Source organism: Joostella sp. CR20 (assembly GCF_038433465.1).
Lineage (GTDB): Bacteria > Bacteroidota > Bacteroidia > Flavobacteriales > Flavobacteriaceae > Galbibacter.
Map to the genome: position 1 here is coordinate 70,860 of NZ_JAESVF010000006.1, position 15,795 is coordinate 86,654.

Consider the following 15,795-nt stretch of genomic DNA (forward strand, 5'->3'; position numbering starts at 1 on the left):
CAAATAATAATATAAAGTAAATTACTTCCCTACTCTATCCTGTAAATGTTTTGGGTAACGATCACCTTGTACTTTTATATTGTTAAATGCAGTATTGATTTCAGCTAAATCTGTAGCCGATAAATCAATAGTAGAAGCTCCAATATTTTCGGTTAAGCGGTGTAATTTTGTTGTGCCTGGAATTGGTGTAATCCACGATTTTTGAGCTAAAATCCATGCCAATGCAATTTGTGCTGGCGACGCTTGTTTTTGATTTGCCAATGTTTCCAAAACGGTAATCAATACTTGATTTGCTTTTCGGTTTTCTTCGCTAAATCTTGGTACAATATTTCTAAAATCGGTTTTATCGAAGGTAGTAGTTTCATTAATTTTTCCGGTTAAGAATCCTTTTCCAAGCGGACTAAAAGGCACAAAGCCAATTCCTAATTCTTCAAGTGTTGGTAAGATTTCATTTTCTGGTTCACGCCACCACAAAGAATATTCGCTTTGCAAAGCTGTCACCGCCTGTTCTGCATGTGCTTTCTTTATAGAATCTACACCTGCTTCCGACATCCCGAAGTGCTTTACTTTTCCTTCATTAATAAGGTCTTTTACAGTTCCTGCAACATCTTCCATAGGTACATTTGTATCTACACGATGTTGGTAAAACAAATCTATTACATCGGTTTTTAAATGTTTTAACGACTTTTCGGCAACTGCTCTAATGCGCTCTGGACGACTGTCTTGCCCTTGACTAGAATCTCCATTTTTAAATCCGAATTTTGTGGCAATCACAACTTCTCTTCTAAAAGGCTCCAAAGCCTCTCCCAACAATTGCTCATTGATAGCGCCATATGCTTCCGCAGTATCAAAAAAAGTTACGCCCTGCTCGTATGCACTTCGAATTAATTTTATGGCATCTTCTTTGTCGGTTGCTGGTCCATAGCCAAAACTCAACCCCATACAACCCAATCCTAACTCAGAAACTTCTAATCCGTTTCCTAAAATTCTCTTTTTCATCTGTAAAGTTTTTTATACAATACAAATTTCTCGCTTTTTAGCTGCTTATTTGTATACATATTACAGATGTTTATACCATTTTTACTGAAAATAAATTGAAGTTCTAATTGTTAATAATGATACGAAGAAATACTTAGCAGTCAAGTTTAGCTAAGAGAATTGTCATTTATGAAGTTCAAAAAATCGGGTTTGTATTGCTCGGAAACTGTAATTCTTTTTCCATTGATAATAATCTGACTTCGCTCTACTTCTTCAATACTTTTTAAAGCCACAATATACGAACGATGCACCCGCATAAATTGATTTTTTGGCAACTCCTCCTCTAACGATTTTAAACTTTTAAGCGTTAAAATTGGCTTGGATTCGTTTTTAAGCCAAATTTTGATATAATCTTTCAAGCCCTCAAAATATAAGACATCAGAGAGCTTTATTCGTAAATGTTTGTATTCAGACTTTATAAACAGGAAATCACTCTCAGTTGAAGTATTTAGTCCAGATGAACTCTCGAGCATCGTAAACCATTTTTTTGCTTTATTGGCAGCTGTTAAAAACTCGGCATAGTCAAAAGGTTTTAAAAGATAATCGAGTGCTTCTACTTTAAATCCCTCCAAAGCATATTGATCGAATGCTGTGGTGAAAATAATTTTGGCATTTTTAGGGAGCATTTTAGATAATTCGAGTCCCGTTAAGTCAGGCATTTGAATATCTAAAAACAGTAATTGTACAGGGTTTTCAGAAACAAAATTTAGCGCTTCAATAGCATTGTGAAACTTTCCTCTTAAATTTAAAAAAGGTGTTTTTTCAATATAATTCACCACCAAGTTGGCTGCCATCGGCTCGTCATCAACAACAATACAATCTAGCATCAATTTATCCATCAATTTCGATATTTAATTCAGCAATAAATTTATCATCTTTTACCTCAAATTTCACTTCGTGCTTGTTGGGATACAGCAATTCTAATCGTTTTTTAATGTTTTGTAACCCAATACCAGAACCACTTTTATCAAAATCACTCTTTGGAAAATTATAATTTTCAGTTCTAAATTTTAACTGCTTGTCTGTTGTTTTTAAACTGAAGTCAATCGTACTTTTTTGAGTTGCAGATACCCCGTGTTTAAAGGCATTTTCGACTAACGAAATAAATAAAAGTGGTACTACTTTTACACTTGATTCTGTTTTATCAAATTGATAATTGACTTGGGTGTTTTCCGTCAGTCTTAATTTCATCAATTCGATATATTTTTCAAGGAAGTTAACTTCGTTTTGTAGCGAAACTTTTTGGGTATTTGTTTCGTACAATAAATATCGCATCAATTTACTTAAATTATGTATGGTTGCTTTTGCTTCTTCAGGAGAAGTGTCGACCATGGAGTAAATGTTGTTTAACGAATTGAAGAAAAAATGCGGCTGTAATTGGTATTTTAAGTGTTGTAATTCGGCTTCTAGCTTTATATTTTCAGCTTCTTTTCGTTCAGATTCCGCCTTTAAATAGCGTTCTGTAATTTTTAAGGCTATAGAAAAAATAAGCGGAATTAAATATGAACCTATTTGTAAATACAAAAATAACGTTCGTGGCGGACCATCATTGTCATGCGGTTTTGGTATTGCATTCTGAAAAAAAGTATCTATGATAAATCCTGAAAACGAAATAGCTGCTGTAATGAGAACAGCGTTTATGATAAAATATGGCACTAATTTCTTCGGAAAAAAATAGCGATCAATAAACACAAAGTAATTGGAATAAAAAACCATAGCATACATAGAAAGCGGTACCCACGAATGCGCTATAACTTTCGATAAACCTTCTTGCTGTCCAGCCAAAAATAGGTATGGAAAACTGTATAAAGCTAACCATACCAACACATGAAAAATTACAGTAGTAGTTTTATTTTTTTTGATAATCATACTATTCGTATCTCAAGGCGTTAATTGGGTCGAGTGCTGCTGCTTTTCGTGCAGGATACCATCCGAAGAAAATACCTGTAATTGCACAAACAGCAAACGAAATCATAATAGAAAAACTCGTAATACTAGTTGGCCAATTCAATAAATTTTCGACCAAATAGGTTGCCAATAAACCCAAAGATACACCAATTATTCCACCTGTAATACTTATTAAAATGGCTTCAATTAGAAATTGTTTTAAGATATCATCTCCTCTACCTCCTACTGCCATTCGCAATCCGATTTCACGGGTACGTTCTTTTACAGAGACATACATGATATTCATAATCCCGATACCGCCAATTAAAAGAGAAATTCCTGCAATGGCAACCAATAACACGGTTAACATTTCACTCGTGGAACTAAAAGTAGAAATTAATTCATCCATAGAAAACACGTTAAAATCATCTTCTTCATTCGAGCTAATTTGATGTTGTGTTCGTAAGATATCAGTTACTTGGTTGACAGCATCTTCAGCTTGTTCCTCGCTTACAGCAGACGCCACAATACTTTGGATATAATCAATCGCTAAAATACGCTTTTGTACCGTAGTGTACGGAGTTAAAATAACATCGTCTTGATCTTGACCAAAGGTGTTTTCTCCTTTTTCACTTAACACCCCAATCACTTTAAAAGGAGTATTGTCAAAACGAATCATTTTTCCAACCGGATTTTCATTCGGAAATAGATTTTCAACAATGGTTTGCCCAATAACAGCCACTTTTGCAAACGATTTCACATCGGCTTCTGTAAACATGCTTCCATCTTCTACAGTGAACTTTTTAATATCGATAAACGATGTAGAAACACCGTAAATACTCGTTGGCCAGTTGCTAGCTCCATAAATTACTTGTCCGCTTCCTGTTACCTGTGGAGAAACATCTGTAAGTAAATCGGCTTGCTCTTTTAACGCTTCGTAATCTTTGAGTTTTAAGGTTTGCATATCACTAGGATTCAACCGAACTCCACCCCTCATATCAGCTCCAGGTCTAATATTAATCATATTCGACCCCATGCTTGATATTTGTGTTTTTATACTTTCTTTGGAACCTTCTCCAATAGCCAACATGGTAATTACAGAAGCAACTCCTATAATTATCCCGAGCATAGTAAGTAAAGTTCGCACTTTATTGATGAGGATGGCATTCCAAGCGGTTTTTATTAAATTGGATATTTTCATGTGTATTGTATTAAGTTTGCTAATCTTCCTTCGGAAGTGAGGCAAGAGCTTCAGCAGCATTTAAAATATTGTTGTTATAGGCATCTTTTATAATATTTCCATCTTTTAAAACTATAGTTCGACTGCTAAATTCGGCTATATCGGGTTCGTGGGTTACAAACACAATCGTCTTTCCGTTTTTGTTTAACTCTTGAAAAAGCGACATAATTTCGTAGGAAGTACGTGTGTCTAGGTTTCCTGTAGCTTCATCAGCAAGAATTACAACGGGGTCGTTCACCAACGATCTTGCAATGGCAACACGCTGTTGTTGACCTCCCGAAAGTTGTGCAGGAGTATGGTGCAAACGTTCTCCAAGTCCTACTCTTTCTAAAGCGTTTACAGAACTTTCTTTTCGTATATCGGTACTTACCGAATTGTTGTACATTAACGGAAGTTCTACATTTTCAATAGCGCTGGTACGTGGTAACAAGTTGTATGACTGAAAGATAAATCCAATTTTTTCATTTCTGATTTTCGCCAATTCATTTTTAGAAAGTGTCTTCATTTTAACACCGTCAATTTCGTAAACTCCTTCGGTGGGCTGATCCAAACAGCCTAAAATATTAAGCATCGTACTTTTACCAGACCCACTAGATCCCATAATGGTAACAAACTCTCCTTCGTGAATTGTGAATGAAATTCCTTTGAGTGCATGAACAGTTTCTTCACCCATTTTAAAGGATCTCTTCAAGTTTTCGATTTTTATAATCTCTTTTTTCATCTGAATATTTTTAATTTGAGATTACTTCTTTTTTCCTGGAGGTTTTGGCATAAACGGACTCTCATTATCTCCCGGTGGAGCCGACATTACAGAAGAAGCTTTTAAGTTGTAAACCAATTTATCCCCTTCCGAGATTCCGCTAAGCACTTGTACATTAACCCCATCACTTTGTCCGAGTTTCACTTTTTTAGGCTGAATTTCTTTTCCATCTAAAACCCAAAGTATACTTTCTGAAGCAGTAGGTTGATTTAATTCTTTAGGCTTTATCGCTATTCCCTCCTGAAGTTCATAGGCGTGCAACACATTCATATCTGGCTGAAAATTAACAGCTTTTGCTTCTACAGTTAACGTATTTTGCAACTCCAAACTATAAATGTAAACCGTAGCTGTTAACCCAGGTTTTAGCTTTTGTTCAGGATTATCGGCTTTGATAACAACTGTATAGGTTATCACATTAGATTCTTCCGTAGGGTTTAAACGCACTTGTGTAACTTCCCCAACAAATTCTTGTTGTTGGTATGCATCTACGGTAAATGTAACACGTTGTCCTTCTTGAACTTCTCCAATATCAGCTTCATCAACATCGGCTTCCACCTGCATTTCTTTTAAATCTTTGGCAATGGTGAAAAGTGTTGGCGTTTCAAAACTAGCCGCTACTGTTTGCCCTTCATCTATTTCTTTTGAAAGTACAACCCCATCTATTGGCGAATAAATATCGGCGTAACTCAAATTAGTTTTTGCTTGTTGATAATCAGAATAACGTTGATCTACAGTGTTTTTTGCAGTGTTTAAATTGTACAAAGCTTCGTCGTAATCGGCTTCACTTATCACTCGATTGTCAAAGAGTGTTTTTTGACGATCATAAATTTTTTGCAGATATAGCTTTTCATTTAAAGCATTGTTATACGTTGCTTTTGCTTGTGCTAAGGCTGCTTTTAAATTTGTTTTATCGAGTTCGGCTATGAGTTGCCCTTTTTTAACTTCTGTATTAAAATCAACATAAATCTTCTCTACTTCACCAGAAACTTGTGTTCCAACTTCCACCTCAGTAAGTGGTTGTACAGTTCCTGTGGCAGTTACCATTTTGGTTACATTTCCTTTTTTGGCAACAATAGTTTCTACAGTAATTGGCGCTGTAGTGCTTTTGTTTAGCAGCTTATAAGCAACTCCCACTCCAATAAGTGCTATTGCTACAAAAGCTATTATTTTTATTTTTTTATTTTTCATGAGTTATGTTTATTCTTTTAAATTTTGATTTCGTTTCCTTGATAAAATTCTAACAATTGCGTGTATAAAATATTTAAGTATTTTGCTTGTAAGTAGTTTTGTTGCGCATTGGTAAACGTATTCTGACTGATAATTAAATCGGTTGAGTTGAGTCCTCCTAAATCGTATTTCTTTTGTGCCAGTTTATACGATTCCTCCGCAGCTGTACTTGCCGCTTTTGCAGCTTCCAACTGCTCTTGCGTTGCTACTACATTTTGATAGGCTGTTTCTACTTTTTTATATATTTCTTTCTGAATAGTTTGCTGCTGAATTTTAGATTGATCTATCGCAATTTTTGCTTTTTGAACTTCAGCTTTAGTTTGATTTCTATTGAATATTGGCACCGTCAATGAAAGTCCAACCCGCTGATTGAAATTGCTATTCATTTGATCTTTAAAGTTAAAATCTTGTACACTGGTATATCCAGATCCTAAACTTCCTGATAGCGCCAAACTAGGCAAATACGCTCCTTTGGCAATCTCCAAGTCTTTCTTAGAAACATCCACTCCCAAAGCCGCCGCTTCATATTCTGGTAAATATTCCAATGCAGCTTCGTAAACATTATTTCTATCGGAAATTATTGGTGCAATGTACGTTTCGGTATTTGGCGCTTCAATTTCAAAATTCACTAAAGGTTCTAACTCTAACAATTGTTTTAAAGTAATGAGTTGTTGCGCGTACGAGTTTTTTGCTTCTATTAAACTGTATTTATTGGTTGCCTCTTGCGAAATTGCATCTGTATAATCTTGCATAGCAATACTTCCAGCTTCATATCGAGCTTTGGCTGTTGCACTTTCTTTTTCTGAAGCTTCTAAGTTTTTTTCAGCAATTATAATTCCTTCTTTTGCATACAACGCCTGTAAATAAGCCTCTGTAACACTTAAAATGATATTGTTTTTAGCCTCTTCAACATAAAGTGAGTTTTGATCAACCAAGAGTTTACTTTGTTTGATTTGATTGTTTAACTGATTCCCTTGGAATATTGTTACAGATGAATTTAAATCAAAACTAGTTGAATGGATTTGTTCGTTTACAAAATCACTCGTAATAGGGTCGATAGATTGCCCATTTGTAAAAGTTTGCGAAGCCGAACTGGTTAAATTTGGTAACCTAGACGATTTTGATTGTTTGTAAGTAACCGTAGCTGTTTGCTCATTGTATTGCGCATCTTTTACCGTAATACTGTTTTCTACAGCGTAGTCTAAACATTCTTGAAGTGTCCAAACTTTTCCATCTGGAACTTGCGTTGAAACTTCTTGAGCTTGTATTTTAACAATGCTCAGTAAAAAAAATATAGCAAAGTATTTTTTCATTTTCGATGTGTTTAATTCTTCTTTAAGCGTTTTCTAGTTGGATTACGCTTCGAGATAATTCAATTACACATCAAAGGTTTTAATACTTTACTATATTTTAAAAGAGAATAGACGTTTGCCCTAATTCTCTATACATTTATGTTTATTTTATCGACGACATTTCATAGCTTGTAGTTTATAGTTTGTGGTTTGTTGTTCACTGAATACTAGCTATTATATATTGTCCCTATATTTGTGAAAGGGAATTTATTTTAAGTTTATGAAAAAATAAACAATTTCGCTTTTCCCTTTTCCCAAATCTCATCTTTAGGGTATTTGAGGTTTCAGACACTGCTATTAATCTTCAATTGCTTGATAGATCAAAGCTCTTAGTTTTTCATGATCATCTATGTTGTTTGCAGGAATTAATTGCGTAAAATACACCACAATTAAATCTTCTGCAGGGTCTACCCAATAAGTCGAGTGGTAAGCTCCTCCCCAACCGTATTCTCCAACACTTCCTAGCGTTCCGCGTTTTCCTAAATCTTCAAGTACCGTAAAACCAAGTCCAAAACCTGTTCCTTTTCCCCAAGAAAATTCAGCTTCATTTAAATTGTTGGTTGTCATTAATTCTACCGATTTACGCGATAAAATTCGAACGCCGTTTAAAGTTCCTTTATTCAGCATCATTTGTAAAAATCGTACATAATCGTTGGCTGTACTAATCAACCCTGCACCCCCTGAAAAACTCACTTTTGGTCCTTTCACATAATTCCCTTGAGACACCATTGTTCCTTCCGTAGGCGCTCTCTCGATACCATTTTCTGCGGAAGAATATACTGTTGCTACACGATTACTCTTTGCTGAAGGTACATAGAAATGAGTATCGTTCATTTGAAGCGGATTCAAAATTTTTGTGTGTAAAAAGTTATCTAAAGAAGTTTTTGAAACCACTTCGATAATCGCTCCTAAAATATCGGTATTATAGCCGTAAACAAACTGCTCTCCTGGTTGAGCTTCAAAAGGTAAACTCGCAATTTGTTTAACTGTTTCAAGAATTGGTTCATTTCTATCTGCAAAATACCAACCTTGGATTCCAGCTTTATTCCATTCTTTTTCGGCTACACCACCGCCGTAACCCACACCAGACGTATGCGTTAACAAATCGTGAATGGTAATTGGTCTCTTTGCAGGAACAACTTCATAACCTCCATTTTCATTTGCAACAGCTACCGTAGTATTTTGAAATTCTGGAATATACTTTCCAACAGGATCAGAAATAAGTAGTTTTCCTTCTTCTTGAAGCATCATAATTCCAACACTTACAATTGCTTTTGTTTGTGATGCAATACGGAATATTGTATTCTCTTGCATCGGAATTTTATTTTCAATATCCTGAAACCCTTCAGCATTAAAATAGGCTATTTTTCCATGTCTAGCGACTAATGTTACCGATCCAGATAATTTTTCATCTGTAACATACTGCTTAAAAGTATTGGTTAAAAACTCCAACCGTTCAGAAGAAAACCCAACAGATTCTGGATTTACTTTTGCTAAATTTTGAGCTGTTAGTGAATTTTGAAAAATAAAAAATACAAGTAGCAATACTATATTGCTAATACTTCTTTTATAGGTCATGTTTTATTGATTTTTTAATGGAGATTAAAAGTAAAAAAATATTCTAATCGAACAATTAATACTTATATTTATTTTGACTATAAGACCAAAAAAAGTTTAACTTTACTGCAATTATTTAATTTTTTTATAATGAAAAAACCAATTCTACTACTATTTTTTTTGCAATTATTCATAATAGCAAGTGCTCAAAAGCAAAATCCAAAGCACAACCTAGCTGATAATGAATACATGAACCCTATCTTTCCAGGTGATTATCCAGACCCAAGCATTCTGGTTGACGGAGACGATTATTATTTAACACATTCTTCTTTTGAATACCACCCAGGATTAACAATTTGGCATTCAACCGATTTGATAAATTGGGAGCCAGTTACCAATGCATTACAAAACTATATTGGCTCGGTTTGGGCTCCAGATCTTGTAAAACACAATGGCAAATATTACATCTATCTTCCTTCTAATAACACCAATTATGTTATTTATGCTGATAAAATTGAAGGCCCCTGGAGTGAACCAATCGACTTAAAAATTGGAAATATCGATCCTGGACATATTGCCGATGCTAACGGAAATCGCTATTTATATTTTAGCGACGGAGGTTACATAGAACTCACAAAAGATGGATTGGCGACCAAAGGGGAATTAAAGCATGCATATGATGGATGGGAAATTCCAAAGGAATGGACAATAGAATGTTTTTGTATGGAAGGTCCGAAAATTATGAAACATGGCGAATATTACTATTTAACAGTTGCTGAAGGTGGTACTGCAGGTCCAGCTACAGGGCATATGGTTATTTCAGCTAGATCGAAATCGCCTATCGGTCCTTGGGAAAACTCTCCTTACAATCCAATTATCCGTACCGAATCGGCAGAAGATCAATGGTGGTCGGTTGGGCATGCTACAATCTTTAACGGCACAAAAGATAATTTATGGATGATTTTTCACGGATACGAAAAGGATCATCAAAATATGGGGAGACAAACAATGCTTTCTCCTTTAGAATGGACTGAAGATGGTTGGTTTAAAATGCCCGAAAATGTACAAATCGATCAGCCTATAAAACTTCCGTATAAAAAGAATACACCAAGCAGTTTTACCTTGAGTGATGATTTTGATGGAAATACATTAAACCCACAATGGCACTTTTTCAATTCGGATGACAAAGAGCGTTATTCAGTTAAAAACAATACCTTAACAATAAAAGGAAAAGGGAATAATATTGCGAACAGTGCTCCAGTACTTTTGGTGCCTTCAGATCATTCCTACACTGCCGAAATTGAGTTAGAAACTACAGGAACAGCCATTGGTGGATTTACACTTTTTTACAACGACAGAGCGTTTTCTGGAGTTTTAGCAGATAAAAAAGATGTGTATACCAATTTACGCGGATGGCAATTTGTTACCGAAAAAGATGTATTAAAAAATAAAGTACACCTAAAACTTGAAAACAAGGAAAATGTTGTAAATATGTATTACAGTACCGATGGAAAAAACTGGAACAAAGTAGAGAGTTCGCTAGAGGTTTCTGCTTATCATCACAATGTTTTGGGTGGTTTTTTAAGTTTGCGAATCGGACTTGTAGCTATGGGTGATGGAGAAGTAAAGTTTAAGAACTTTACATACAAACCGATAAATTAAATACATTTTGAATACAGCTACTAAAAATATTCAACTTCAATTTCAAGGTTATTCAGATACGCCTTTGCTTTGGCATGGAAGTAATGTTTACAATTTAAAGCAGTTTGAATTTTCTACTGATAAAACAATTGTTTTCAACCGAAAACTCACTCCTAATTTAAGATTAGGGAAACTTGTGGAACAATTTGTAAGTGAAGAATTGGCAACTCAAAACGATGTTGAAATAGTAGCTGAGAACTATCAAGTACAAAACAACAAACAAACCATTGGCGAAATTGATTGTTTACTTTTTAAAGCAAATACCCCTATTCATTTAGAGATAATTTATAAGTTTTATTTGTATGATGAAACTGTAGGAACCACTGAAATTGAGCACTGGATTGGACCAAACAGAAAAGACACTTTATTGATGAAATTAACGAAGTTGAAAGAAAAACAGCTTCCACTACTCTACAATCCGTTTACACAGCCCTTATTAAATTCATTAAATATTAAGGTTGAAACTATTAAGCAGGAAGTACTTTTTAAAGCTCAATTGTTTCTTCCTTTCGGAAAATATTCAATTGATTTTAAACAAATAAATGAAGAATGTGTAACAGGTTTTTATATTCATCATACTGAATTGCAACAACTACAAGCGGGAAAGTTTTATATTCCATCGAAAAAGAATTGGCTTGTAAATCCGCACGCAGCAGTCGATTGGATTTTATTTGATGCGTTTTCAGCAGAAATTGAAAATCTTGTCAGTTTAAAAAAATCGCCTTTATGTTGGATAAAATATCCTAACGGAATTATTAAAAAGTTTTTTGTTGTTTGGTGGTGATACATTGAATTGTAAATCATAAAAAAGCCTACCGTTATTAATACTGGTAGGCATTTTTTATGTCTAAACTTTATATTAACTCACAACTTTTTTCTGTGTTATATACGGCTGGTGGTAATGACGTTGACCAGTAGCCTTGTATAAAGCGTTGGCAAGTGCTCCCATAATTGGAGGAAAAGGCGGTTCTCCAAGTCCTGTTGGATGCTCTTTACTCTCCACAAAATGCACTTCAACATCTTTTGGCGCTTCCCGATGACGTATCAATCTATAACGGTCAAAATTGGTTTGCTGTGGCTTTCCATCTTCAAAAGTTAGTCCGCTATACATAGCTTGACCGATACCATCAACTGTACCTCCTTCTACCATATTGGAGGCTGCAATTGGGTTAACAACAATACCACAATCTACGGCACAATATACCTTTTGTACTACTGGCGTATCATTTTCCATCGTCATTTCTAATACATTTGCTACGTACGAATTATGACAGAAATAAGCAGAAACACCTTTAAAAGTATTCGTAGAATTGTCTGACGCCCAATTCGATTTCTCCTTAACAAGTTCTAAAACACCTGCATATCTCTTAGGGTCATAATCGTTTTTCTCTCCAACAGGATTTTTTGCTGCACGCTCTAAAAGTTCAAGTCTAAATTCGAATGGATCTTTCCCGATAGTTTCGGCAATTTCATCTAAAAATGACTGCTCTGCACCCGCAATAAAATTTGAGCGTGGCGCTCTAAATGCACCAACCGAAATATTTGAAGCTACTGCCCAAGATTCAGCTAAATAATTATCGATTGCTCCAGCTGGAAAACGATTGGCAAAAAGCGGACTTTCTGGAATTCCTCCTGCTCTCACATGAAAACCAATTAAATTATTGTTTTCGTCTAAAGCTGCTCGGTATTGTGCATGGTATGTTGGACGATAATTTCCAAAGGTCATATCGTCTTCACGAGTGTACATTAACTTTATAGGACGTTGAATTTTCTGAGATATCACGGCCGCTTCAACAACAAAATGTCCGTAAAGGCGTCTTCCAAAACCACCGCCTTGACGCGTCATTTGGATATCGATTTTTTCTAGAGGTAAACCAAGTCTAGCTGCAACCGACTTCTCCATAAACTCTGGAGTTTGAATTGGTCCGCTAAGCAGTGCTTTGTCAGCAGTAACATCAGCAAAAAAGTTCATTGGTTCCATCGTATTGTGTGCCAAAAAAGGAGCTGTATAACTACGTTCTATAATTTTAGCTGCTTTTTTAAATGCTTTTTCAGGATCTCCATCTTTACGAACTTCTTTCGCTAATTTGGACGAAAGCTTTTCCATTTCTTCGGAATGATACGCACTACTCTCTGCACCATTTGGCACCGATTGAGAGAAAGTTCCGTTTCCAGAAAAATTACTAAACACTTCTTCGTAAGTTTCGAAAGGCTCCCAAGATGCTTTTACAGCTTTCTTAGCTTGCATTACTTCCCATGTTGTATTTCCTACAACCACAATTAATTCAGGGAAAGCATCAGCATCAAACATATTTTTATTGTAGCCTTCTTCATACGTTTTTATACTGATAACATCGTGAATTCCAGGCATTTTTTTAGCTTCGAAAGCATCAAAAGACTTTAATTTTAAACCAAATGCTGGCGGATGAATAGTCATTGCAATAAGCATATTCTCTTTGTACTGATCAATTCCAAACAAAGGTTTTCCTGTTGCTATATTTTGTCCATCTACATTTTTGGTATCAGTCCCGATAATATTAAAAGTATCAAGCTCTTTTAAAGCTACTTCTTTTGGAACTTCTAAAGTAGCCGCTAAAGAAGCAACTTCCCCATAACCGATAGATTGGTTAGATTTTTCATGGAGCAAAACACCTTCTTTTGAAGTGATTTCTTCCACAGGAACTTCCCACTTTTGCGCTGCCGCTTGCTTTAGCATTTGGCGTGCAGTAGCTCCAGCCATTCGTAAACCATCCCATCCTTGACGGATAGATTGGCTTCCTCCCGCTAATTGATTGGTATATATTTTAGTGTTTAAAGCTGCCTGCTCTACAATTACATTTTTCCATGCAACATCCAATTCCTCTGCAACGATCATCGGCATCGATGTTTTTACATTTTGACCAATTTCTGGATTTGGAGACATGATTGTTACCATGCCGTTATCTCCTATTTTTAAGAAACCGTTTATCTCAAACCACTCATCTGGTAGTTTTGCAACTTCTTTTGCCGAAGGATTACACGATGCTAGCCAACTAAAGCCAATCATCATTCCTCCTCCTGCTAATGCTGAAGTTTTTAAAAACGATCTTCTTCCGTATGTTGTTTTTATTAGTGCCACTCTGTTCTGTTTTAATGTTGGTGATTTTCTAAAACTATTATTTCTCTGCAGCAGCAGTTTTAATAGCTTTTTTAATACGTGTGTACGTTCCGCAGCGACAAATATTGCCACTCATTGCATCGTCAATTTCTTGATCGGATGGATTTGCATTTGCATTTAGTAATGCTGCAGCCGACATAATTTGTCCTGCTTGGCAATAACCACATTGAGGAACATCGTGCTCCAACCATGCTTTTTGTACAGGATGATCGCCATTTTCAGATAATCCTTCGATGGTAGTTATTTTTTGATCGCCAACCACAGAAACAGGTAGTTGACACGAGCGTACCGCTACACCTTCAATATGAATTGTACAGGCGCCGCATTGCGCAATTCCGCAACCAAATTTTGTTCCAACAAATTGTAAGTGATCTCTTAAGACCCATAACATTGGTGTTGTTTCATCTACAGATACGGTTTGTTCTTTTCCGTTGATGTTAAGTTTGTAATTAGGCATACCTTATTTTTTTGTTTAAATTAATGAATTTCAATGAATTGAATTATAAGAAATTCAAACAATAGCTTTTAGAATGCTATAAAATTCAACCAAAAAGTCTGACTAAATACTAAAAATGAAGCGTTTACTAACTATTTATTTTTGTTCTAAATTATGATGAAACTTAATTTTTTTGATTTTAACATAAAAATACCATTCTATTTTCTTGTTCCGCAGGAGTATTTATTAATTTCAAACTTTAAAAAAATGCATCATGAGTAAAACAATTATATTAAACAACCGCCCAGTAGGAATGCCTACTTTGGACAATTTTAAATTTATTTCAGAAGAAATTAAATCCTTAAACAAAGGAGAAATTAAAGTACAAGCAAAATACGTTTCTGTAGATCCTTATTTAAGAGGACGAATGAGCGCATCAAAATCTTATGTGGCGCCTTTTGAGGTTGGAAAACCTATTACTTCTGGAATTGTTGCTGAAGTGATTACTTCGGAAAATGAAAACTTTGCTGTTGGCGATTTTATTTCAGGAATACTCGATTGGAAAGAAGAGCAAATTCTAACTGCTGAAACTTTAAAAGAAATTAGAAAAGTTGACGGAAGTAAAATTCCGTTATCGGCTTATTTGGGTGTTGTTGGAATGACTGGTCTTACTGCGTATTTGGGACTTACACAAATTGGAAAACCGCAAAAAGGAGAAACACTCTTGGTTTCTGGAGCAGCTGGCGCAGTTGGAAGTATTGTTGGTCAGATTGGTAAAATATTAGGACTTCGTGTTGTTGGAATTGCTGGAAGTGACGAAAAAGTAAGCCTTCTTAAAAGTGAATTTGGGTATGATGAAGGAATCAACTACAACAGCACTGAAGATATGCAAAGTGCTATACATAAGGCTTGCCCAGATGGTGTTGATATTTACTTTGATAATGTTGGCGGAAGTATTTCGGATGCTGTACTTTTCAGTATAAATAAATTTGCCAGAATAATTATTTGTGGAGCAATATCTATGTATAACGAAACGAGTTTACCAACGGGAATTAGCGTACAGCCATTCTTGGTGAAAAACAGTGCTTTGATGCAAGGTTTTATAGTTTCTAATTATCAAGAAAAATTTCCTGAAGCTGCTAAGCAATTAGGTACATGGTTGGCAGAAAACAAGCTAACATACAGAGAAACAATTGTAGAAGGATTTGATAATATTCCACAGGCTTTTCTCGATTTGTTTGAAGGAAAAAACAAAGGGAAAATGATTGTGAAAGTATAATTCTTTTAACTAGATAAAATTTAAAATCCGTCTAAAAAGTTAAAGTAAATTACTTTTTAGACGGATTTTTTTATGTTAGATGATTGTCCGAATCTGTCCCCTCGAGCGTAGTCGAGAGGTTATTTGTCTTAACAAGCTTCAAATAGGGTCTCGACTACGCT

At 35.2% G+C, this 15,795-nt stretch carries 13 protein-coding genes; 3 read left to right on the top strand and 10 right to left on the bottom strand.

Going from position 1 to position 15,795, the window contains the following annotated elements:
• Window positions 1-21 precede the first annotated feature (21 nt).
• The 8 genes from JMA43_RS09530 to JMA43_RS09565 form a co-directional block, all read right to left on the bottom strand.
• Window positions 22-999 (bottom strand): aldo/keto reductase, encoded by a 978-nt coding sequence (locus JMA43_RS09530; protein ID WP_342156274.1) that lies wholly within the window; start codon window positions 997-999, stop codon window positions 22-24.
• 146 nt (window positions 1,000-1,145) lie between these two features.
• Entirely contained in the window at window positions 1,146-1,877 is a 732-nt protein-coding gene (locus tag JMA43_RS09535; RefSeq protein ID WP_342156275.1) for a LytR/AlgR family response regulator transcription factor, read from the bottom strand.
• On the bottom strand, window positions 1,870-2,907 hold the full coding sequence (locus JMA43_RS09540; RefSeq protein ID WP_342156276.1) for a sensor histidine kinase: 1,038 nt from the start codon (window positions 2,905-2,907) through the stop codon (window positions 1,870-1,872). Before JMA43_RS09540 ends, JMA43_RS09535 begins: the two co-directional genes overlap by 8 nt.
• Before the next feature lies 1 nt (window position 2,908).
• On the bottom strand, window positions 2,909-4,126 hold the full coding sequence (locus JMA43_RS09545) for an ABC transporter permease (protein WP_342156277.1): 1,218 nt from the start codon (window positions 4,124-4,126) through the stop codon (window positions 2,909-2,911).
• Between the two features lie 19 nt (window positions 4,127-4,145).
• Window positions 4,146-4,886, bottom strand: coding sequence for an ABC transporter ATP-binding protein (locus JMA43_RS09550; protein ID WP_342156278.1), 741 nt, complete (start codon window positions 4,884-4,886; stop codon window positions 4,146-4,148).
• 21 nt (window positions 4,887-4,907) lie between these two features.
• A complete protein-coding gene (locus tag JMA43_RS09555; RefSeq protein ID WP_342156279.1) occupies window positions 4,908-6,113 on the bottom strand; it encodes an efflux RND transporter periplasmic adaptor subunit in 1,206 nt (401 codons plus the stop codon).
• 17 nt (window positions 6,114-6,130) lie between these two features.
• Window positions 6,131-7,465 (bottom strand): TolC family protein, encoded by a 1,335-nt coding sequence (locus JMA43_RS09560; RefSeq protein ID WP_342156280.1) that lies wholly within the window; start codon window positions 7,463-7,465, stop codon window positions 6,131-6,133.
• A gap of 336 nt (window positions 7,466-7,801) precedes the next feature.
• Window positions 7,802-9,082 (bottom strand): serine hydrolase domain-containing protein, encoded by a 1,281-nt coding sequence (locus JMA43_RS09565; protein ID WP_342156281.1) that lies wholly within the window; start codon window positions 9,080-9,082, stop codon window positions 7,802-7,804.
• A 129-nt stretch (window positions 9,083-9,211) separates the two neighbouring features.
• Between JMA43_RS09565 and JMA43_RS09570 the strand changes: the two genes are divergently transcribed.
• The gene (locus tag JMA43_RS09570) at window positions 9,212-10,723 is read left to right on the top strand and encodes a family 43 glycosylhydrolase (RefSeq protein ID WP_342156282.1); all 1,512 of its coding nucleotides are present in this window, start codon (window positions 9,212-9,214) and stop codon (window positions 10,721-10,723) included.
• 7 nt (window positions 10,724-10,730) lie between these two features.
• Window positions 10,731-11,546 (top strand): DUF1853 family protein, encoded by an 816-nt coding sequence (locus JMA43_RS09575; protein ID WP_342156283.1) that lies wholly within the window; start codon window positions 10,731-10,733, stop codon window positions 11,544-11,546.
• Between the two features lie 75 nt (window positions 11,547-11,621).
• Here the strand turns inward: JMA43_RS09575 and JMA43_RS09580 are convergent, their stop codons facing one another.
• Window positions 11,622-13,880 carry a xanthine dehydrogenase family protein molybdopterin-binding subunit gene (locus JMA43_RS09580; RefSeq protein WP_342156284.1) on the bottom strand — a complete coding sequence of 753 codons (2,259 nt, stop codon included), beginning with the start codon at window positions 13,878-13,880 and terminating at the stop codon, window positions 11,622-11,624.
• Between the two features lie 37 nt (window positions 13,881-13,917).
• Window positions 13,918-14,376: a (2Fe-2S)-binding protein gene (locus JMA43_RS09585; protein WP_342156285.1), complete on the bottom strand. Its 459-nt coding sequence runs from the start codon at window positions 14,374-14,376 to the stop codon at window positions 13,918-13,920.
• Between the two features lie 253 nt (window positions 14,377-14,629).
• Here JMA43_RS09585 and JMA43_RS09590 point away from each other — a divergent pair, with 253 nt between their 5' ends.
• Entirely contained in the window at window positions 14,630-15,634 is a 1,005-nt protein-coding gene (locus JMA43_RS09590; RefSeq protein WP_342156286.1) for an NADP-dependent oxidoreductase, read from the top strand.
• The last annotated feature ends 161 nt before the right edge of the window (window positions 15,635-15,795 follow it).